Annotated in this window: 21 protein-coding genes and 1 pseudogene; 2 read left to right on the top strand and 20 right to left on the bottom strand. The window is 45.3% G+C overall.

The features are described 5' to 3' along the window. Positions 1–8: 8 nt before the first annotated feature. From purD to BQ5375_RS12085, 12 genes and pseudogenes are all read right to left on the bottom strand, one after another. On the bottom strand, positions 9–1,289 hold the full coding sequence (purD, locus tag BQ5375_RS12025) for a phosphoribosylamine--glycine ligase (protein ID WP_076917985.1): 1,281 nt from the start codon (positions 1,287–1,289) through the stop codon (positions 9–11). 73 nt (positions 1,290–1,362) lie between these two features. Then, positions 1,363–2,544: a phosphoribosylaminoimidazolecarboxamide formyltransferase gene (locus BQ5375_RS12030; RefSeq protein WP_076917986.1), complete on the bottom strand. Its 1,182-nt coding sequence runs from the start codon at positions 2,542–2,544 to the stop codon at positions 1,363–1,365. Between the two features lie 45 nt (positions 2,545–2,589). Further along, positions 2,590–3,291, bottom strand: coding sequence for an IMP cyclohydrolase (locus tag BQ5375_RS12035; RefSeq protein WP_022133563.1), 702 nt, complete (start codon positions 3,289–3,291; stop codon positions 2,590–2,592). 25 nt (positions 3,292–3,316) lie between these two features. Then, entirely contained in the window at positions 3,317–3,928 is a 612-nt protein-coding gene (purN, locus tag BQ5375_RS12040; protein ID WP_022133564.1) for a phosphoribosylglycinamide formyltransferase, read from the bottom strand. A gap of 86 nt (positions 3,929–4,014) precedes the next feature. Further along, entirely contained in the window at positions 4,015–5,052 is a 1,038-nt protein-coding gene (gene purM / locus BQ5375_RS12045; protein ID WP_022133565.1) for a phosphoribosylformylglycinamidine cyclo-ligase, read from the bottom strand. 36 nt (positions 5,053–5,088) lie between these two features. After that, a complete protein-coding gene (gene purF / locus BQ5375_RS12050; RefSeq protein WP_022133566.1) occupies positions 5,089–6,513 on the bottom strand; it encodes an amidophosphoribosyltransferase in 1,425 nt (474 codons plus the stop codon). Positions 6,514–6,652: 139 nt separating this feature from the next. Further along, positions 6,653–7,363 (bottom strand): phosphoribosylaminoimidazolesuccinocarboxamide synthase, encoded by a 711-nt coding sequence (gene purC / locus BQ5375_RS12055; protein WP_022133567.1) that lies wholly within the window; start codon positions 7,361–7,363, stop codon positions 6,653–6,655. 77 nt (positions 7,364–7,440) lie between these two features. After that, positions 7,441–7,950: a 5-(carboxyamino)imidazole ribonucleotide mutase gene (gene purE, locus BQ5375_RS12060; RefSeq protein ID WP_076917987.1), complete on the bottom strand. Its 510-nt coding sequence runs from the start codon at positions 7,948–7,950 to the stop codon at positions 7,441–7,443. Positions 7,951–8,514: 564 nt separating this feature from the next. Continuing rightward, positions 8,515–9,459 (bottom strand): SPFH domain-containing protein, encoded by a 945-nt coding sequence (locus BQ5375_RS12070; protein WP_022133569.1) that lies wholly within the window; start codon positions 9,457–9,459, stop codon positions 8,515–8,517. 44 nt (positions 9,460–9,503) lie between these two features. Then, positions 9,504–9,950 (bottom strand): NfeD family protein, encoded by a 447-nt coding sequence (locus BQ5375_RS12075; protein WP_022133570.1) that lies wholly within the window; start codon positions 9,948–9,950, stop codon positions 9,504–9,506. A 269-nt stretch (positions 9,951–10,219) separates the two neighbouring features. Then, positions 10,220–10,741, bottom strand: coding sequence for an O-acetyl-ADP-ribose deacetylase (locus BQ5375_RS12080; RefSeq protein WP_022133571.1), 522 nt, complete (start codon positions 10,739–10,741; stop codon positions 10,220–10,222). Positions 10,742–10,998: 257 nt separating this feature from the next. Continuing rightward, positions 10,999–13,580 (bottom strand): annotated as a pseudogene (locus BQ5375_RS12085) (FAD-dependent oxidoreductase). A 272-nt stretch (positions 13,581–13,852) separates the two neighbouring features. On the opposite strand from BQ5375_RS12085, the gene BQ5375_RS12090 reads away from it, so the two are divergent. Continuing rightward, positions 13,853–14,350, top strand: coding sequence for a GNAT family N-acetyltransferase (locus tag BQ5375_RS12090; RefSeq protein WP_022133574.1), 498 nt, complete (start codon positions 13,853–13,855; stop codon positions 14,348–14,350). 55 nt (positions 14,351–14,405) lie between these two features. Here the strand turns inward: BQ5375_RS12090 and BQ5375_RS12095 are convergent, their stop codons facing one another. The 8 genes from BQ5375_RS12095 to BQ5375_RS12130 form a co-directional block, all read right to left on the bottom strand. Beyond that, entirely contained in the window at positions 14,406–15,458 is a 1,053-nt protein-coding gene (locus tag BQ5375_RS12095) for a helix-turn-helix domain-containing protein (protein ID WP_022133575.1), read from the bottom strand. A 115-nt stretch (positions 15,459–15,573) separates the two neighbouring features. After that, positions 15,574–16,974, bottom strand: coding sequence for a DUF2812 domain-containing protein (locus BQ5375_RS12100; protein ID WP_076917989.1), 1,401 nt, complete (start codon positions 16,972–16,974; stop codon positions 15,574–15,576). Next, entirely contained in the window at positions 16,971–17,294 is a 324-nt protein-coding gene (locus tag BQ5375_RS12105; protein ID WP_022133577.1) for a PadR family transcriptional regulator, read from the bottom strand. The genes BQ5375_RS12100 and BQ5375_RS12105 overlap by 4 nt, the downstream gene beginning before the upstream one ends. A 126-nt stretch (positions 17,295–17,420) precedes the next feature. Continuing rightward, on the bottom strand, positions 17,421–18,128 hold the full coding sequence (sigK, locus tag BQ5375_RS12110; RefSeq protein WP_022133578.1) for an RNA polymerase sporulation sigma factor SigK: 708 nt from the start codon (positions 18,126–18,128) through the stop codon (positions 17,421–17,423). A gap of 133 nt (positions 18,129–18,261) precedes the next feature. Beyond that, positions 18,262–18,429, bottom strand: a complete 168-nt coding sequence (locus tag BQ5375_RS14675; protein WP_022133579.1) for a manganese catalase family protein — start codon at positions 18,427–18,429, stop codon at positions 18,262–18,264. Positions 18,430–18,441: 12 nt separating this feature from the next. Then, positions 18,442–18,747, bottom strand: coding sequence for a spore coat protein CotJB (locus BQ5375_RS12120; RefSeq protein ID WP_022133580.1), 306 nt, complete (start codon positions 18,745–18,747; stop codon positions 18,442–18,444). Next, on the bottom strand, positions 18,722–18,940 hold the full coding sequence (locus BQ5375_RS12125; protein ID WP_022133581.1) for a spore coat associated protein CotJA: 219 nt from the start codon (positions 18,938–18,940) through the stop codon (positions 18,722–18,724). The genes BQ5375_RS12120 and BQ5375_RS12125 overlap by 26 nt, the downstream gene beginning before the upstream one ends. Positions 18,941–19,162: 222 nt before the next feature. After that, on the bottom strand, positions 19,163–19,816 hold the full coding sequence (locus BQ5375_RS12130; protein WP_022133582.1) for a Crp/Fnr family transcriptional regulator: 654 nt from the start codon (positions 19,814–19,816) through the stop codon (positions 19,163–19,165). A 122-nt stretch (positions 19,817–19,938) separates the two neighbouring features. On the opposite strand from BQ5375_RS12130, the gene BQ5375_RS12135 reads away from it, so the two are divergent. Further along, positions 19,939–20,655 (top strand): ATP-binding protein, encoded by a 717-nt coding sequence (locus tag BQ5375_RS12135; protein ID WP_022133583.1) that lies wholly within the window; start codon positions 19,939–19,941, stop codon positions 20,653–20,655. Positions 20,656–20,675 lie beyond the last annotated feature (20 nt).

The following is a 20,675-nucleotide window of genomic DNA, read 5'->3' on the forward strand; positions in this document are numbered from 1 at the left end:
CTTTTTTCTTATTTTAATGCAGACAAAGCACGTTTGCCGATATCACGGCGGCTGAAGCAATCCTCAAAGGAAATTGCATCTACATTTTCATACGCCTTGTCGAGCGCAGCCTGAAGGCTGTCTGCTCTTGCGGTAACACCCAATACGCGTCCGCCGTTATTGTAGTAAACACCATCACTTAGCTTGGTACCGGAATGATAGATGCTCACGCCATCTCTCTGACCCTGTGCATCCAGTCCGCTGATTGGCAGACCCTTGCGGTAGGATTTTGGATAGCCGCCGCTTGCGATGATGACGCAGGCAGCCTTCTCATCCGAGAAGTGAACCATATCCTCGGTCAGTGTTCCGTTATATACTGCTTCCATAATTTCAACCAGGTCGCTGTCCAGCAGTTCCAGTACAACCTGAGTTTCCGGATCGCCAAAACGGCTGTTGTATTCAATGACATATGGGCCTTTTGGTGTCAGCATCAAACCAAAGTACAAACAACCTTTAAATGGTCTTCCCAGTTTCTGCATTGCTGCAACGGTTGGTTTGAAGATCTTGTCCATACATTCCTGTGCAACTTCTTTGGTATAGAATGGATTTGGTGCAACTGTACCCATTCCGCCGGTATTAAGACCCTTGTCGCCGTCCAGAGCGCGTTTGTGGTCCATCGAAGAAACCATCGGAACAACAGTTTTTCCATCCACAAATGCCAGAACAGAAACTTCCGGTCCGGTCAGGAATTCTTCCACAACAACATGGTTGCCGCTGGTACCGAATACCTTTTCTTCCATGATCTCGTGCAGACCTTCTTTTGCTTCCTCATGGTTTGCAGCGATAATAACGCCCTTGCCCAGTGCCAGACCGTCTGCCTTGATAACTACCGGGTACTCATTCTTTTCCTCAATATAGGAAAGTGCCTTCGCCGGGTCATCAAATACTTCATAAGAAGCAGTTGGGATATTAAATTCCTTCATCAGGTTTTTGGAGAAAACCTTGCTTGCCTCGATCTGTGCAGCATCTTTGGTTGGACCAAAGGTCATAATACCTTCTTTGTTGAGTGCATCAACCATGCCTGCTGCAAGCGGGTCATCCGGTGCAACAACAACCAGATCGATCGCATTTTCTTTGGAGAAGTTTACAACTCCCTCAATGTCCATCGCTTTGATGTCCACACACTGTGCATCAGCGCTGATACCGCCGTTACCTGGACAGCAATAGATTTTTTCTGCTTTTGGGCTTTGTTTTAATTTGCGGATAATTGCGTGTTCTCTGCCGCCGGAGCCTACTACCAGAATTTTCATAGCAATCTTCCTTCCCTGTCAGATAGTTTCAAAAGAGGGGAAGGAAATCTTCCTTCCCCTTGATTGGTTTCGATTAATGATGGAACAGACGGATGCCGGTGAATGCCAGAACCATGTTGTATTTATCGCAGGTTTCGATAACGTTGTCGTCACGGATCGAGCCGCCTGGTTCTGCAATGTACTGTACACCGGTGCGGTGTGCTCTTTCGATATTGTCACCGAATGGGAAGAACGCATCCGAACCCAGAGAAACACCGGTCAGAGTATCCAGCCATGCACGTTTTTCTTCTCTGGTCAGAGGTTCTGGTTTTTCGGTGAAGAAGTTTTCCCAGATACCGTCAGCCAGAACGTCCATATAATCATCAGAGATATAAACGTCGATGGTGTTGTCACGGTCAGCTCTGCGGATATCTTTCTTGAATGGCAGGTTCATTACCTTTTCATGCTGACGCAGGTACCAGATATCAGCCTTGTTGCCAGCCAGTCTGGTGCAGTGAATTCTGGACTGCTGACCAGCACCGATACCAATTGCCTGACCATCCTTAACATAGCATACCGAGTTGGACTGGGTATATTTAAGAGCAATGAGGGAAATGAGCAGGTCGATCTTTGCGTTTTCTGGCAGTTCTTTGTTCTGGGAAACGATATTGTTGAACAGCTCTTTGTCGATCTTCAGGTTGTTTCTTCCCTGTTCAAAGGTAACACCGAATACATCTTTGTGTTCGATTTCCTGTGGAACATAGGAAGGATCGATCTCGATTACATTGTAGCTGCCTTTACGTTTCTCCTTGAGGATTGCCAGAGCTTCTTCGGTATAACCTGGAGCGATGACGCCGTCGGAAACTTCACGTTTGATGATTCTTGCAGTGCATTCATCACAAACATCGGACAGTGCGATAAAGTCACCGTAGGAGGACATTCTGTCTGCGCCTCTTGCTCTTGCATAAGCGCTTGCAATTGGAGAAAGCTCACCCAGATCGTCTACAAAGTAGATTTTCTTCATGGTGTCATCAAGCGGCAGACCAACTGCTGCGCCTGCTGGGGAAACGTGTTTGAAGGAAGCTGCTGCCGGAAGTCCGGTTGCTTCTTTGAGTTCTTTTACCAGCTGCCAGCTGTTGAATGCGTCCAGGAAGTTAATATAGCCTGGTTTACCGTTGAGAACCTTGATTGGAAGTTCGCTTCCATCTTTCATAAAGATTCTGGACGGTTTCTGATTTGGGTTACATCCATATTTTAAAGCCAGTTCGTTTGCCATAAAAAATCCATCCTTTCCTTAAAACAAGTTCTGTTTTCCGATCGACTATTTGTTCTTGTTGATGATTCTGGTTTCGATTTCGCCGCTTTCAACATCAATAAAGCGGGTAAAGAGAGAAACCTTGTTGTCTGCATTGAGGTTCTCCCAGATTTCGCTGGTGAACGCATCGATATCGCCGGAGATTACAACTGGAGTTGGCTCTCCTTCGTAGGATGGGATCGGGCTGCCATCACATTTGTATGTATGGATAAAGTGACCTTCTCCTGCTTTTGGATCGGTGTATTCAAAGAAGTATCTGCGTGTGCTGGAAGAATCATTGTTGTTGCTCTTGAGAATCGAGAGTTTGTAATCAAAGCCTTCTACCAGACCGGAGATACGAGGAGTAAAGTTTGGTGCATCCGGTTCAAAGGTTCTGGTGCGCAGTGCTTCTTCGAAAGATTTGCCCTCTTTGAGGAAATCATAGATGGTATCAGTCTGGTCACCGTTTGTTACAACAGTCTGTTTGCCGAGAACTCTGACTGGAGCATAAATGATGAGGGATGGGTCTTCCAGTTTTGCAGGATCAAATGCCTCAGTGCGGATACCGCCTTCCTGTTCTACAAAAACACGGTTGCGGCTATTTTCACTTCTGCCCATGATGAAATAAGCAATAACTGCTTTTTTGCCATCCTCGCTTCTGCCCAGAACGATTCCTCTGCCAGGATAGGTGTTGCCGCGCAGTTCTTCTGCCAGATTTACGTATTTCATAAGAGATTCCTCCACCCAAAATTGTTTATTTGTTGTCTTTTTCCTTCTGAATTTCTTCACAGAGCATTGCAGTCGCTTTTGGTAAAAGCTCCCACTCTGCCTGCTCCATAACCCTTCTCTGCAAGGTTTCCGGTGTATCGTCCGGTTCGATGTAAACTGCTTTTTGCAGAATGATGCTGCCGCCGTCGGTCACTTCATTGACAAAATGTACCGTTGCACCAGTTACCTTGACACCATACTCCAGCGCAGCTTCATGTACCTTGAGTCCATAAAAACCGTTTCCGCAGAAGGATGGAATCAGAGACGGATGAATGTTGATGATGCGGTTTGGATAAGCGTCGATCACTTCTTTACCCAGAATACTTAAAAATCCTGCCAGCACCACCAGCTCAATGCCGTGGCTTTTCAGTTCAGAAACAAGCTTTTTATCAAAGTTTTCTGCACTGCCGCACTCTTTTCGGCTGATCACCATCGACTCGATACCGGCTTTTTCTGCCCGCTCCAGGGCATAGACGCCTGCCCGGGAACTGATGACCAGGCTGATCTGTCCACATCCAAGCTCTCCTGCCTGCTGACGGTCAATCAGTGCCTGAAGGTTTGTTCCGCCGCCGGAAACCAACACTGCTATTTTAACCATAAAAGCTGCCCCTTTTGTTTTAAAATGAAAAGCAGACGCAGCACATAATTTATGACGCGTCTGCTTTTTGATCCAATCAAGTCAGATTAAAGGATTTCGATGTTTTTCTCTCCTGCCTGAACTTCGCCGATGATGTAAGCATCTTCTCCTGCTGCCTTGAGAACTTCCAGTGCTTTGTCAGCTTCTTCTTTGGAAACGATTGCGATCATGCCGACACCCATGTTAAAGGTGTTGAACATATCACGTTCTGGAATTTCGCCGACTCTCTGGATTTCCTCAAAGATTGGCAGTACACGAACTTTGCTGCGGTCGATCACTGCTTTTGTTCTGCTGTTGAGTGCTCGCGGAATGTTTTCATAGAATCCGCCGCCGGTTACATGGACGATGGATTTTACCTTAACTTCATCGATGAGCTTGAGCATTGGTTTTACATACAGCTTGGTTGGGGTAAGCAGGGTTTCGCCCAGAGTGGAACCATTAAACTCTTTGAAGATGTTTCTTGGTGTGTTCTCCAGATCAAATACCTTTCTTACCAGAGAGAAACCGTTGGAATGTACACCGGAGGATGGAAGCGCGATCAGAACATCGCCAACCTCAACATTTTCCGGATCAATCATCTTGTCCTTATCCACTACACCAACGCTGAATCCAGCAACGTCATATTCGTCAACTGGGTAAAAGCCTGGCATTTCTGCGGTTTCGCCGCCAACCAGAGCACATCCGGTTTCAACACAGCCGTCTGCAACACCTTTTACGATGTCTGCAACCTTTTCCGGGATGTTTTTGCCCAGTGCGATATAATCAAGGAAGATAAGTGGTTTTGCTCCGCAGCAGATGATGTCGTTTACACACATTGCTACACAGTCGATACCAACGGTATCATGCTTGTCGAGCATAAATGCCAGCTTCAGTTTTGTGCCAACACCGTCTGTACCGGAAACCAGAACCGGTTTGGTGATACCGGTCAGATCCAGCTCAAAGGCGCCGCCGAATCCACCGATTCCGGTCATCATGCCTGCTGTCATCGTTCTGGCAACGTGTGCCTTCATCAATTCAACTGCTTTGTATCCGGCTGTTACGTCTACGCCGGCTGCCTTATAGCTTTCGCTGAAACTCTCGCTCATATCGTCTAAATCCTTTCCTGTTAATCCACTCTGCTTTTATTTGTTGCAGAGCTTCTGAGAAAATTTGTCACATGGTTTTTCTTCCGGAACATCGATTGGATATTTTCCGGTGAAGCAGCCCATACAGAACTCACATCCTGTTGTGGTGCGTGCAATCTGTGCGCAGTGTTCAATGCTCAGGTAACCCAGAGTATCTACGTCGAGTGTACGACGGATTTCTTCCATGGACATACGGCAGGCAATCAGTTTATCTTTGCTGTCGATGTCAGTACCGAAGTAGCATGGGTTGATGAATGGAGGGGAAGAAATACGGAGATGTACTTCTGTTGCTCCGGCATCGCGCAGCATCTTGGTAATCTGGATGCTGGTGGTACCTCTTACGATAGAGTCATCGACCAGAACAACACGTTTACCTTTTACTGCTGCTTCGAGAACATTAAGTTTGATGTGAACTGCACGTTCTCTTTCCTTCTGAGTCGGCAGGATGAAGGTACGGCCAATATAACGGTTTTTAATAAAGCCGATTCCGTATGGAATACCGGACTCTTCCGCATAGCCGAGCGCTGCATCCAGACCGGAGTCCGGAGAGCCGATAACGATATCTGCCTCTACCGGATGTTCCTGTGCAAGGAATGCACCTGCACGTTTTCTTGCCATATGAACGCTTTCGCCTTCGATCACCGAATCCGGACGAGCAGTGTATACATATTCAAATACACACAGACCGCTCTTCTGTCCACAGTGGCTTTCGAGGCTACGAACACCGCTTCTGTCAACAACAATGATTTCGCCCGGACGAACATCTCGTACAAACTTTGCACCGATGCTGTCGAATGCACAGCTTTCCGAAGCAAAAACAATCTCGCCGCCCATTTTACCCATTGCAAGCGGTCTGATACCCTGTGGGTCTCTGACTGCCATCAGTTTTTGTGGGGACATAACAACCATCGAATAAGCTCCTTTGAGCTTGTCCATTGCTTTTTCGATTGCTTCCTCAATGGAATTTGTGTGCAGACGCTCATTGATGATAACATGGGAAATAATCTCTGCATCCGAATTGGAATGGAAGATTGCGCCTTTGAGCTCCAGCTCTTCTTTCAGTTCCAGCGCATTTACCAGAGCACCGTTAAAAGCCAGTGCCATGCTTCCTTTGATATGGCGAACAACCAGTGGCTGTGCATCTGCACGCTCCGGATTGCTTGCGCCGTACAGAACATGACCTACTGCCATTCTGCCGCTGCCCAGATCGTTCAGCACACGCTGATTAAAGGTATCCGGTACAAGACCCAGATCACGGTAAGATCTGATGATACCATCATCGTTGACAGCAATACCACAGCTCTGCTGACCTCTGTGCTGAAGAGCATAAAGTGCCATATAGGTGTCTCCGACAACACTGGTTGTGCTTTCCGGAGAGTATACACCAAAAACGCCACACTCTTCATGAATCTGATCAAACATCAAAAAGTCCCCTTTCCAATTCATACAAATCAATTCTGTTTTTCTAAGTTAAAAACAGTTTTGACCTCTCTGTTTTTATTACACATCCGGCTTCAAACTTTTTTTGAAGCCGGTTTAAAACAAACTCTGTTAACCTTAATTATTCGCCAAGAAGTCTCTTGAGAATTTCATGGTATCCAGCATCAACGTTGTCCATGTCTCTTCTGAAACGGTCTTTGTCCAGTTTTTCATGGGTGGTTGCATCCCAGAAGCGGCAGGTATCTGGAGAGATTTCGTCAGCCAGAACGATGGTACCGTCAGACAGTTTACCAAACTCAAGTTTGAAGTCTACCAGATCAACGTTAACTTCTTTGAAGTACTCTTTGAGGATCTCGTTGATCTTGAGTGCATAATTTGCGATCTGATCCAGTTCTTCTCTGGTGCACAGTTCCATTGCCAGTGCATGGTAATCGTTGATCAGTGGGTCGCCCAGATCATCGTTTTTGTAGCTGTATTCCAGAACGGTTACAGGCAGTACTTTTCCCTCTTCGATGCCCAGACGTTTGGACATGGAGCCTGCTGCGATGTTACGGATGATAACTTCCAGTGGAACAATTTTTACTTTTTTAACAACAGTTTCACGGTCGGACAGCTGTTCTACAAAGTGAGTTGGGATGCCTTTGCTTTCCAGCATTTTCATCAGATGGTTGGTAACGCGGTTGTTGATTGCGCCCTTACCAAGGATGGTACCTTTTTTCAGTCCGTTAAAAGCAGTTGCATCATCTTTGTAATCAACGATGTACAGCTCTGGATCTTCTGTGGTATAAACTTTCTTTGCTTTTCCTTCGTAGAGCATTTCACACTTTTTCATTGTAATTACCTCCATAGCTTCTCTTGCCGTTATGTTGTTTGTCCGGCTTCTCTATTCAAATTAAATTTGAGACTTTGTTAGCAGCCCAGTTCTTCCTGAAGTTTCTTATCTTTTTCCATGACGGATTTTTCCATTTTTTCTTTCATGGAAACCAGTTCCTGTGCCAGACGCTCATCGCTCAGTGCCAGCATCTGAACTGCCAGAATCGCTGCATTTTCTGCACCGTTGATTGCAACGGTAGCAACCGGGATACCGGATGGCATCTGTACTGTTGCAAGCAGAGCATCCAGTCCATCCAGAGTGGAGGACTTAATCGGAATACCGATTACTGGCAGAGTGGTGTGTGCTGCAAGCACGCCTCCCAGATGAGCTGCCTTTCCTGCTGCTGCAATAATAACACCAAAGCCATTTGCCTTTGCATTTGCTGCAAATTCACTTGCCTGTGCAGGGGTGCGGTGTGCGCTCATAACATGAGCTTCTACCTCTACACCAAAAGATTTGAGCTTATCGATTGCTGGTTTTACGGTTGGAAGGTCGCTGTCGCTTCCCATGATAACCGCAACTTTTTTTGCAGTATCGTTTGCCATTTTCTTTTCCTCCTGTTCCAATTGGAGAATTTTGTACACAAAACAGCTCCAATTAAAAAATGCTGCGACAATTCCTGCCACAGCATACACTTTACCTGTATTTTAGTCTTGTTGTCTGTAAAAATCCTGCACCTGTTGTGCAAAAAGCGCACACGATCCCCTGTCGCAGCTCAGAAGTGCACTGCTGGCTACACTTATTCCAGTTGCAATGCTGCCAACGAAAAATAGTGTCGTTTTTCACAGTTCCTTCCTCCATTCTGTCCTTACAGGGGTGTTGGATTTTACATCAATTTGATATTCTTATTTTATCTGAATCCCGTCTAAAATGCAAGTGTCCTGCAACAGCACTTGTAAAAATCGTACAGGTATTTTAATTTTTCATTTGTTTTCCGTGGATATTTGTTCATATTATCCATGTTCTGACAAAATATTTTTCTCTTCTGCTGTGTTTGCTGCCTTTCCTTTTCTTCGTACAAAAAACTCTCTGCAATTTTCTTTTGTTTTTCTTTCGTTTTGTTAAAAAAATAAGTGCCTGAAAACAGGCACTTATTTTTAAGATAAAAACTATTTGGTTTCTTCTGTCTTTTTGTCTGTAACAATCTCTTTTACCGATGCTGCAAGACCAGCGAGAGACTGCATGTCGCTTGGGATAATCAGTTTGGTGGACTGACCATCTGCAACTTTTGCAAGGGCTTCGAAGCTCTTGAGGGTGAGCACCTTGTCGGTCGGTGCTGCTTCGTTTAACATCTTCAAGCTGTCTGCATAAGCCTGCTGAACTTTGAGGATAGCGGTAGCTTCACCGTCTGCTTCGCGGATTTTTGCTTCACGCACTGCGTCTGCTTTGAGGATTGCAGATTGTTTTTCTGCCTCGGCTTTCAGGATTGCTGCTTCTTTTTCACCTTCTGCAATCAGAACCTGGCTGCGTTTCTGACCTTCTGCACGAAGGATAGATTCACGGCGCTGACGTTCTGCCTTCATCTGTTTTTCCATTGCGTCCTGAATTTCTGCAGGAGGCAGGATGTTTTTCAGCTCAACACGGTTTACCTTGATGCCCCATTTATCGGTAGCCGTATCCAGTGTTGTGGTAATCTTGGTGTTGATCACATCACGGGAGGTCAAGGTGTGGTCCAGTTCCAGTTCACCGATGATGTTACGCAGGGTGGTTGCGGTCAGATTCTCGATTGCGGAAATGGGACGTTCTACACCATAGGTGAACAGTTTTGCGTCGGTAATCTGATAGAATACAACGCTGTCGATCTGCATGGTTACGTTATCTCTGGTAATAACTGGCTGTGGTTTAAAATCAACAACCTGCTCTTTTAAGGAAACTTTTTTTGCGATATGGTCTAAAAACGGAACCTTGAAATGCAAACCGTTTTCCCATGTCTGATAATAGGAACCCAGACGTTCTACAACAAATACCATCGACTGAGGAACAATTTTGATACAGGAAACAAGCAAAACCAAGATAGCGATGATCAAAATAGCGATAATAATGATTGCTGTCATAAAATTTCCACCTTTCAAAATATCATTTTATAATTTTGTTTTTGTTACAGCTTTTGAACATAAACAGTAACGCCTTCGATGCGGACAATGGAGACTTCTTCTCCAACTTCAAAACTCTCTCCCCTGTTTTGTGCTGCGGCAGCCCAGTCAAGATTATCCACCATTACTCTACCCTTCTGATCAGGTGTAATTGGATGGATCACCTTTGCGGTCTGACCCACAATACGGTCTGCATTGGTCTTCTGTTTCGGCGCAGACTGCAATTTTTTTACAAGAGGACGGCTTGCCATAAGACTGAGAGCTGAAACTGCAATAAACACCACAATCTGTGCAGTGCCCGAAAGTTCAAACAGAGAAACAATCAGTGCTGCGGCAGCTCCTAATGCAAACCATATCGCCACCAGCTGATAGGTGGCAACTTCCAGCACAATCAGCAAAATCACGAGGATTAGCCATAGAATCGGTGCAGCAGATAGCATAAAACTACTCATTCTTTTCAACTCCTTTTCTGATAGGAACAACAAATTTTGAAAGCTTCCAGTAATAAATTTTGTGTCGTTCTCTATGGATTTATCATATCACAAACTGCTTTGCGAAACAATATCCGCCCTTTGTCAAAAAAGTCTTTTTTTGACAAAGGCGTTCGATTTTCTATCTATAGTCTATTCCGCTCGCTCCCGATTTCTTCCGATTGCTCGTTTTCTCTTCCTTTTGCTCTTACTTCACAAAAAAAGAGCAGGTATTCCTCCTGCTCTTTTTTCTATCGTTTTGTCTGATATTGATCCTGCGCAATGTGGTAAACAATTTCTGTGCGTTCATCATGGCAGACAAACAGTACCTTCTCGATGGTATCGTTCTTTTTTAAAAACTCCATAATCTCCGACACTGCGATTTCGGCCGCTCTATTGACCGGAAAATGATAAGCGCCCGTGCTGATGGACGGAAATGCTATTGTTTTTATGTTATGTTCTGCCGCAAGATTTAAACAATTGCGGTAACAGCTGCGCAGCAGCTCTTCCTCGTTTGCCTGGCCGCCCTGCCAGATTGGACCGACCGTATGAATCACATATTTTGCCGGCAGCTGATATCCACCGGTTATCTTTGCTTCTCCGGTCGGGCAGCCATTCAGCTTGCGGCACTCCTCCAAAAGCTGTGGACCTGCTGCACGATGAATAGCACCATCAACACCCCCGCCTCCCAGCAGAGTATTGTTTGCCGCATTGACGATTGCTTCAGTAGCAACAGTCGTAATATCTCCTGTCACAATTTCAAATCGACTCATCTTTCAATCCCCTTTGGAATGAACTCTATCTGTTTCCTGTACTATTATAAACGTTCTTCTTTCGTTTTGCAACCGTTGCTTAGGAAAAACCACAAGAAATTGTGTCTTATCCTGTCTTATGCACAAGATTTTGTTATTGTACATTTCGACATCATCTGACAGAAAACCCGGATATTCCATCCAATCCAATCTTTTTAGAAGCACAAAAAAAGATGGCTGGACAATCCAGCCATCTTTTTTTATTTTTATAAAGATTATTAGCAGGTAGCTCCACCAACCAGATGGAGTTTTGCTCCGATAATCTGATCTTTTCTTTCCAGCAGTTCGTTGCCCAGAAGCTGTGCCTGAACATTTTCAAAGCCCAGACGCTCGATAGTATCAGAGAAACGTTCTCCGGTTTCACCCTGTTCTCTGAACAGCAGGATTGCTTTTTCGATGATCTGCATTACTTCTTCTTCCGAAGTGAATACAGGGTCCAGCGGTCTGCCGTGTGCATATTTCTTGCCCCAACGTCCGCCGATATATACGCGGTAGCCATACTGTCCATCCGGCATTGCCTTGAATGGGCAGGTATTGATGCAGCGTCCGCAGTTGTTGCAGATATCCTTATTGATGGTCAGAACACCATCCACTACTTTTGCAGCTTTTACAGGACATGCGTTTTCAACCTGACAAACTTTGCATCCACGGCACAGATCTGCTTTAAAGCCTGGGATTCTCTGTCCAACGATACCCAGGTCGTTGAGGTTTGGTTTTACGCAGTTGTTTGGACAGCCGCCAACTGCGATCTTGAATTTATGAGGCAGTTTGACATCTGCATAGCCTTTGAAGAATCTGTCGTGGATCTTGTTGGACAGATCGAAGGTGTCTGCCAGACCATACTGACAGGTGGTACCCTTACAGGAAACAACCGGACGAACTTTGGAGCCAGTACCGCCGGTCTCCAGACCGTACTCTTCTACAAATGCACGCAGATCATCGATCTTGTCATAAGGTACACCCTGAATTTCGATAGTCAGACGGGAGGTCATTGCAATTTCGCCGTTACCAAAGCGCTGTGCAGCTTCGGTGATGCACTGGCTTTCTTCTGCAGTGATCTTACCGTTGCGGGTGATGATACGAGCATTGAAATTATCGGTTCCTTTATTATGCAAAAAGCCCCATGCTTTTACTCTCTTGATATCCTCTGCACTTACAGTAACCTGTCCGCTCTGTTTTGGCATAACATTGACTGCCAGGCCGCCTTCGAGAACCTTTGTATTGGTATAGCCAAAGAAGCGCAGACGGTTCTGCAGAAGGTATGCACGTTTACCCTTGTTGCAGATCAGCAGCAGTTTTTCCTCTTTGCCCAGTCCTTTTACTTCGCCGGTAACGGTGTTAAGATCAACATATGGTGCACCGGAAATGCTTGGCATCAGAGCAGCGTCTACAATACGGTAGCCCTCTGCCTTGCCCTGCATGAATTCTGCCGGTGTCATGCTGTCCATCTTGCCTTCCAGTTTATTCTTCAGCACGTTGATTGCAGTTACAAATGGATGGATTGCAGTAGAAAATGGAGGTGCATAAGCCATATCCATGTTCTGCAGCTGGTCGATGGTTGCACCCATAGTCAGAGCAACAACACCGACATCGGTAACCTTGTCGACAGCACCGGAGCCCAGTACCTGAACACCCAGCAGTTTGCGGCTGTTCTTATCTGCAATCAGCTTGATGATAAACATACCTGCACCTGGATAATAGTGTGCTTTGTCATCTGTTGCAATCACAACCGAGATCACATCATAGCCAGCTTTGTTTGCAGCTTCTTCGCTCAGACCGGTGCGGCCGCCGTTGAGTTCTGGCAGTTTTACAACAGCGGTACCCAGAACGCCCGGATAGCTGCTGTCTTCTCCACACATTGCCTCTGCCAGAGTTCTGCCTTCCATATTTGCGGAGGAACCCATTGGAGACCATGCACGCTCGCCGGTCAGACGGTTGGTTACGCAGACACAGTCACCTGCCGCATATACGCGTTTGGCAGATTGGTTTTCATCTGGCTGTCTACCAGAATGGTTCCGTTTGGCATCATTTCCAGACCAGTATCTTTTAAGAATGCAGTATTTGGACGGATGCCCAGAGACATAACAACAACATCAGCTTTGAGTTCTCCATCCGGAATTTTTACGCCTGCTGCTTTGGAATCGCCGAGAACAGCTTCCAGACGGGTGTTAAGCAGAACTTTGATGCCTTTTTTCTCCAGATGACGTTTTGCGTAATCTGCCATCTCTTTATCAAATCCAGGCATAATCTGATCTGCCATATCAATTACGGTAACGCTCAAACCTTTTGCAGCCAGGTTTTCTGCTGCTTCCAGACCGATAAAGCCGCCGCCTGCGACTACTGCACGTTTTGCTCCGGTACGCTCAACATAGTCTCTGAGCTCGATTGCGTCATCCGGGGTGCGCATGGTGAATACGCCTGGCAGAGATACGCCCTGAAGCGGAGGAACGATCGAAGAAGCACCGCATGCGATGACACATTCATCATAAGAATAGGTTTCTTCCATGCCGGTACGCAGATTTTTTGCAGCCAGCTGTTTTGCGGATGCATCCAGAGAGGTAACTTCTCTTTCTACCAGAACCTTTGCACCGGTCAGCTCGGTAAATTTAGCCGGTGTATTGACAATCAGCTGTTCTTTTTCTGGAATCAGTCCACCAACATAATATGGCAGGCCACAGCCAGCATAGGAAATGTCCTTTCCCTTGGTGAGGATGGTAACATCCGCTGCCGGATTCATGCGTTTTAATTTGGCTGCTGCTTTGGTTCCCGCAGCAACGCCCCCGATAATCAGTACTTTCATGGGATGCCTCTCTTTCTTTTCTGTTCAAGTTTTGATTCCCCGGATCTATTTTCTGTGATCCCCTTTACACATACAATTTTATTATACTCCGTTTTTAATCATAAAGATAGTATTTGCATCCCGATTTATCCATAATAATTTATTATGCTACTCTATGTAAATCCTTATGATAAAAGCAGTCCCATCCCGGAGAATAAGACTGGAAAAATTGTGCTGAATATGCTACACTGACCTTGACATCCACATCGCCCACTGCCTGAAAGGAGACAGCCATGATCTCTCTACATGAAATTACCCCTGAGCTGATGCATCAATACTACCGCCAGTTTGAATCCGATCCCGATCTTTTCATGGACATGAGCCAGTACACCCCATATCAATATGACCCGGAAAAGGTTGATGCACGCTACCATGCAAAAAAAGCTTCCACTGACCGCAGGGATTTTTTCATCATGCGCTGTGGCAAGCCAGTTGGAGAAGTCATTCTCAAACATATCAACCTTGAAAATGGGGAGTGTGAACTATCGATTCATCTGCAAAATAATTCTGTCAAAAACCAAGGTATCGGTACACGAGCCGAACAGCTGTTGCTCGACTATGCTTTCCGGGAGCTGAAGATGCGCGTAGTGTTTGCCGATGCTGTCCACAAAAATACGCGCAGCCAGCACGTGCTGGAGAAGGTGGGCTTTGAGTTTGTTGGAGAAGACAGTCTCTTCAAACATTACATAATCACTCAGGAGAGATACCGGGAGTTCTACAATAACCTCTAAACTGTAATCCGTCAAAACAAGAGATGGGGCATCTTTTTTAAGGATGCCCCATCTCTTATTCTTCCACATACTGCCGATACAGCTTTGCAAAGCGCTCATCTTCCCACAAAAAGCGCCCTTCTTCTCCGGAATCCCTGATTTCCCGAAGGATGGATTTTGCAAGCATATTCCCTAAACTGGAATCCTGTTCTTTTTGCGGAAGATCTTGATAAAGCGTTGTTTTTTTCGGTTCCCACTTTTCCTGTAAAGCAGACAGCATTTGGGTGAGCAGCGCAAATGCCCGCTCTTTGTCCTTTTTTGCCATGACAATCTGAAAGTAGGTGCTGTATTTTCCATAATGCGTCAGCTCAAAAACATCTGCACTGGCTGATGCAATGTCTGCCAACCGCTCTGCTTGCTGGATGTTTTCTTCTTTTAATGCAATATCAATCAAAGACAGCAGGATAGACTGCACTTCCGTAATCTCGGAAAAGAGCTTTCGTTCCAGTGCTTCCTTTGCTTTGGGGTAATTTTTCTGTGCCGTATCCAGCTGAGCTTGGAGATAGACCTTGTCCAGAGGGCGCTCGTTTTCTATCTCATCAAGAAGCTGTTGTGCCTGCTGATAATTCTGCTGTGTGATATAGCGGGAAACTAACATCCTTCTGGTTGTATTGTGAACCGCTGTGTCCTCACTGTCTAACAAACGATGATACAGTGCATCAATCTGCTGCTGATAGTTTTCCTTTTCCTCCACCCGGAAGAAGATCAGTCCGCCTTCCAGCACACTTGCTATCATGCAGATCAGTTTGTCACAGTTTGGATACTCCTGTATTTTCTCCATTGCCTGCGCAAACCCACATGCAAATCCTTGCTGGTGCATCGTTTCATAAACCTGATTGGCAAAGGCAGCAATCTCCTGCTCACTTAAGTTTTCCTGAAAGCACATCAGGGTGTTCAAATCCACCCGCAGCAGCCTTGCCAACGCTGGAATCAATGTGATGTCGGGGTAACTGCTTCCGCTCTCCCACTTATTGACCGCCGGTGTAGATACCCCCAGATATCCCGCTACCTGCTCCTGTGTCAATCCCCGTTCCTTTCGGTATTTGCGGATCACTTCGTTCATCTTCATGTTAATCCCTCCTGTTTATATTTTCTGCTTTCAGTATAACAGGAGGACTGTTCCTGTACAATCGAGTCGTTGTTAAGAAAATCCGCAGAAAATTAACCAGCAGTTAAGCCTTTTATCAAAGTTTTCTTTCCAGTACGGGAGCAGAAAGTTTCTCCCGAATCACCTTGATATCTTCGCTGTCCGGTTCCCAATCCAGTGAGATTCTGACAAGGAATCGATCCCAGCAAATAAGATATTCATTGAGCGGTGTTTTTTCCGCTCCAGCAACCGCATATTTCCGATAGACTCGGTCTGCCTGCCATCGTTCATCCTCAATTGGAAAAAATTCCTCATCTTCGACCCACCAATCATCCTGTTGCAAACCGTTCAGACAAAGATCATACAGAACCGGCAGCCTTACCTCCACAATCTGATAATAAAGTTCCGGAGCATTGGTTTCTCCCCGTTCTCTCTGCGCCGCTGCATAACACTTTGCAAGGATACTCTCGTCCTTTCTGGTCCACTTATAGCTGTAAACGGTTTCTTCCATTTCTTTCATATCTTCCACCCGCAGCGGGATTTGATCATCATAAACTTCCCATTCGATTCCATCTTTGGAAAGGTAGATATCAACCGGCTGAGGGTCCAATTTTTCTTTCCAAACACTTTTCTCCCAGCCCAACTCCCAAGAAAGGATTCCTGCTGCACAAACCACACTAACTGCGACCATGACAAGTGTGGAAAGCGACTGATTTACTTTTCTCTTTTTCATCCAGACTCTCAGCCAGCTGCATATAGCAACCATAAAAAGAAACAGGCCTATACGGACCATAACATAGATGCGATCTGATAAAGGATAAATCGTTACAAACGCAAGCACTACTGCGAAAAAAGAGAGCAGAATCAATCCTTTTGTCACCCAATGATTCCATCGAGTAAGTGTCACACACCTGCCGCCTGACCGGACAGATGCTTTGCTCGCACGATACCAGTTCCAATACCCCAAGATGGTCCACAGCAAATATACCAGAAAAGCCACTGTGAAGACGGTTCCCCAAAAAATTGAGGAAATCGTCAATGCGGACAGTGGGGTTTTGATTAGGTTTACCCCAGAAGAAAAGGACAGTACACTCATAATCAAAAGCAGGAATAGATTCGTTTTCAAATATTGCTGTCTCATGCAGAGATGGATGTTATCGAGTTTTGCCGCTTCATCCGTTTCGATTGGAATGGGATTTTCCTGCTCGCTGTAGAAAATCTGCATCTGCATCCACTCAGCGCACAGCCTCCAGCCTGCCTGCTCGCAGGATTCCAGAAAGATCTCCTGATTTTCGGTGTGCTGCATATTTTCATCCGAGGCTTCCCAGAAATAAGTCACCGCAAATTTGAGCTTCTGCGGCTGGATTTTGCGATATTTCCAGAATCCATTCCAAATTTTCTCCAGCATCCAGCCTTTCTGCGCCATCTTCTCCAGATGAATCGTAATGTTGTCATAATCGTAAAAGCTGAATCCTTCCATCCGATATCTTACCTTCATACTCCTTCCTCCTCCCGCATGAACTGCTCATAATCCTGCATCTGCTTTTGCAGCCGCTGATATTCTTCTTTGAGCATCGCCTTACCCTCGTAGGTAATGATATAATTCCGCTTCCTGCCCTCTGCCCGGGTTTGCCGGATTGCTCCCACTTCCTCAAAGCTTTCCAACAGGTTATACAGCGTACCTGGCCCGATCATTACCCTGCCCTTGGTCATTTCCCGTACCTTTTCCATGATATCGGTTCCACAGCACTCTTCCCGCAGGCAGAGCAGAATATAAAACATCTGTTCGGTCAGTATCTGAAATTTTTCTCTCGGCATCCAGGTCACCTCTTTTCTATTAATCTCAAGTTATATCGAATATCGATATTTCTACTTTGATTATAATATCGATATTCGATATTGTCAATGTAAAGAAATGCACACCCAGTAAAGGTGTGCATTTTTCTAATATCTGTTGTAGGCTGTCGTTTCATTAAAATAATCTTTCAGTTTTTCCAACGCTTTTTTCTCGATGCGGGACACATAGGAACGGGAAATATCCAGCTTTTTAGCCACCTCACGCTGCGGCAGAGGACGGACATTGTATAATCCATACCGATAGGTTAGTATTTTCTGCTCCCTTGGTTCCAGATTCTGTTCGATAAAGTGATAGAGCTTCTGTGACTGGATGCTCAGGTCAATGCTGTCCAGGATGTTTTCATCGTCCTGCACAATATCCATCAGAGTGATGGAATTTCCATCCTTATCAATATCAATCGGGTCGCTAATGGAGATGTCCTGCATACTCTTTCTCTTCTGCCGAAAGTGCATGAGGATCTCATTTTCAATACATCTGCTTGCATAGGTCGCAAACTTGGTTCCCTTGCTGCTGTTAAAGCTGTTTGCTGCTTTAATGAGTCCTATTGTGCCAATCGAAATCAAATCCTCCTGATCCCGATAGCTGGCGTAATATTTCTTGATGATGTGGGCAACCAAGCGCAGATTGTGTTCAATCAGCTTGTTTTTTGCCTGCTCATCCCCTTCCTGTATGCGCTCCAGACACTCTTCTTCCTCTTCCTTAGACAGGGGCTTTGGAAAAGATCCGCTGCCGGTCACGTGAAGCGCCAGATAAATCATGTTGCACAGTGCCACCAATACCATTGCTGAATACATCGTTTCATTCCTCCAGATTTCTCCCAATATTTGATGCACAAGGCATGTTAATGTTATAATATGCCCTATTTGCACAGATTTTGTTTGTCCATTTTTTAATAGGAAGAAATCATAGAATTGCAAGCGATTCTTTTTACTCCGATTTAAGAAAACTCCTGTCAAGGTTTACAGCAGTTTCAAATAAAAACAATATCTTAAAGAGATTGGGTCCACCCAACTGAGAGATGATTACTTTTGCAGCAGCCGCATTTGGATGGGCAATCTTAACCGGATACTCCAGTTTTTTTGAATATGTCCACATGATCTCTTCCTCCTATCTCTGTGATGGATTTTCTGCCGCACTTTGGTTGTGTTCAAGATCCCACGGCCACGGATCATCCACCCAGTTCCATCTGGTGTCTCCCTCCATTACGGTCGGTTCCAATGCACCAAATTGTTTTACATATTCTGCTTTTGCCTGATCTAAAAGCTGCTGATGCTTGCTGTAATATTTTAAAGCCTGTTGGTCATCCGGATGGCTATCCAGAAAGAGTCCGGCTTCAATCAGGGCAAATTCGCACATCTGAATTCGTTTCATCAGTACCTGACGGATGTTACTTTGCTGCATGTTTGCCTGCATTCAAAACCGCCTCCTCTCCGATAAATGGTTTGTCAAGCTGAGAAAAAATGGTTCCCCGCTCTAATCCCAAACCTGCTTCGTATAAATCTTCCCATTCCTGCCGCGGCACATAGGCCATTGCCAGGGAAATCGGCTGACTGGTAAACACCGCGCATCCGCTGGTGTTCTCTTTATCCTCTCGCTGAAACAGCATGGTCTGATCGCTCCTTTTCTGGGTTTTGTTATTGTGCAGACTTTGGTCTACATCAACAAACTATGCCCGCAAAATCCCCATGGTTCCTCTCTTTCCGAGACTATCACTGCCTGTCTTCTCAAGCGAAGTGCTTCTTTTTTAAAAAACAATCTGCCAACTGCTGCAATTTATCTATTATCAAAACATCCTTTTTTCTTTCCCCAGTGTTCTTCCTTCCGTTCCTTACCGATTAAGGGCAAATACATTTTTTTGAAAGTCAATGATCCCCTCCTTTTTTAACTTACCAAGCTCCACCGTCATAGCGCTTCGGTCGACCGAAAGATAATCTGCCAGTTGCTGACGGTTAAATGGAATCTCAAACTGCTGTTTTCCCAAACGAATGGCCTGTCGGGACAAAAAGGTCAGCAGCTTTTCTCTGGTTGTTTTTTGAGAAAGGATGTCCACTTTGACGTTCATCTGGTAATTTTTTTTCGCACAAATCTCCAGAAGATTCCGAATCAGTCGATTGTGAAACTGACAGGAAGAAGAACAGGTTGTCAGGACACGATTTACCTGTAAAAACAAGATCTCACTTGCTTCTTCCGCGATGACCTGCACATCCGAGGCTTGGTTAAGACAGGCAAAGGTCTCACCAAACACATCCATTTCCCCTAGAAGAGCCACAATGGAACGATTTCCCCAGTAATCATTGCGCTGGACCGTCACTGTTCCGGAAAAAATAATTCCGATCTCCTCAATTTTCTCCCCTTCCTGAAAGATGGTCTCACCTTTCTCATATTTTTTTATCTTTGCCTGAAGGCAATTTAAAATAAGCGAAATCTCCTGTTCATTAAGTCCCTGCATCAGGGCAATCTTTGTAAGATTTTTGTTTTCCATTTTTCATTTCCCTTCTTTTTATTTTGTTGGAAAAACAACAGCTTTTTTCTTTATATTATAGTATCCTAGTGTTAACAAATCTATCCTCAACTGTAATTGAGTCTATAAGGAGAAAGAAAAGTATGATTCGAAAGATTGTTTCTATTAACGAAGAACGCTGCAATGGTTGTGGTCTGTGCGCAAAAGCCTGTCACGAAGGTGCCATTGCCATGATAAATGGAAAAGCTAAACTTATCCGCGATGATTACTGTGATGGTCTTGGCGACTGCCTGCCGGCATGTCCAATGGATGCGATCCGCATTATTGAAAGAGAGGCCGCTGCTTATGATGAAGAGGCTGTCAAGGCAAGACAGGGCGAAAAATCAAAATCAGCTGCTTCTCCCTGCGGCGGTCATTCCTGCCCCAGTTCCCGCGCCAAAACCTTTGTTCGCCCGACCCCAGTCAATGCCGCTGACTCCTTCTCTCAGCCAATGCAGAGCCAGCTTTCGCAGTGGCCAGTACAGATTCGTCTGGTTGCTCCCAATGCACCATACTTTGAAAATGCACATCTGTTGATTGCGGCGGACTGCACCCCATTTGCCTATGCCGATTTTCACAACCGCTTTATCAAAAATCGCATTACACTGGTTGGTTGTCCAAAACTTGACCCGGTTGATTACTCGGAAAAACTGACCGCTATCTTGAAAAATCACAATATTAAAAGCGTTACCCTTGTGAGAATGGAAGTCCCTTGCTGCGGCGGATTGGAACAAGCTCTAAAAAAAGCACTGACCGACTGCGGAAAACTGATTCCATGGCAGGTTCATGTCATTTCGACCGATGGCAGACTTCTGGATTAGTCCATCTTCGGTATTATTTT

The sequence above is a fragment of the Negativibacillus massiliensis genome (assembly GCF_900148495.1).
Taxonomy (GTDB): domain Bacteria; phylum Bacillota; class Clostridia; order Oscillospirales; family Ruminococcaceae; genus Negativibacillus; species Negativibacillus massiliensis.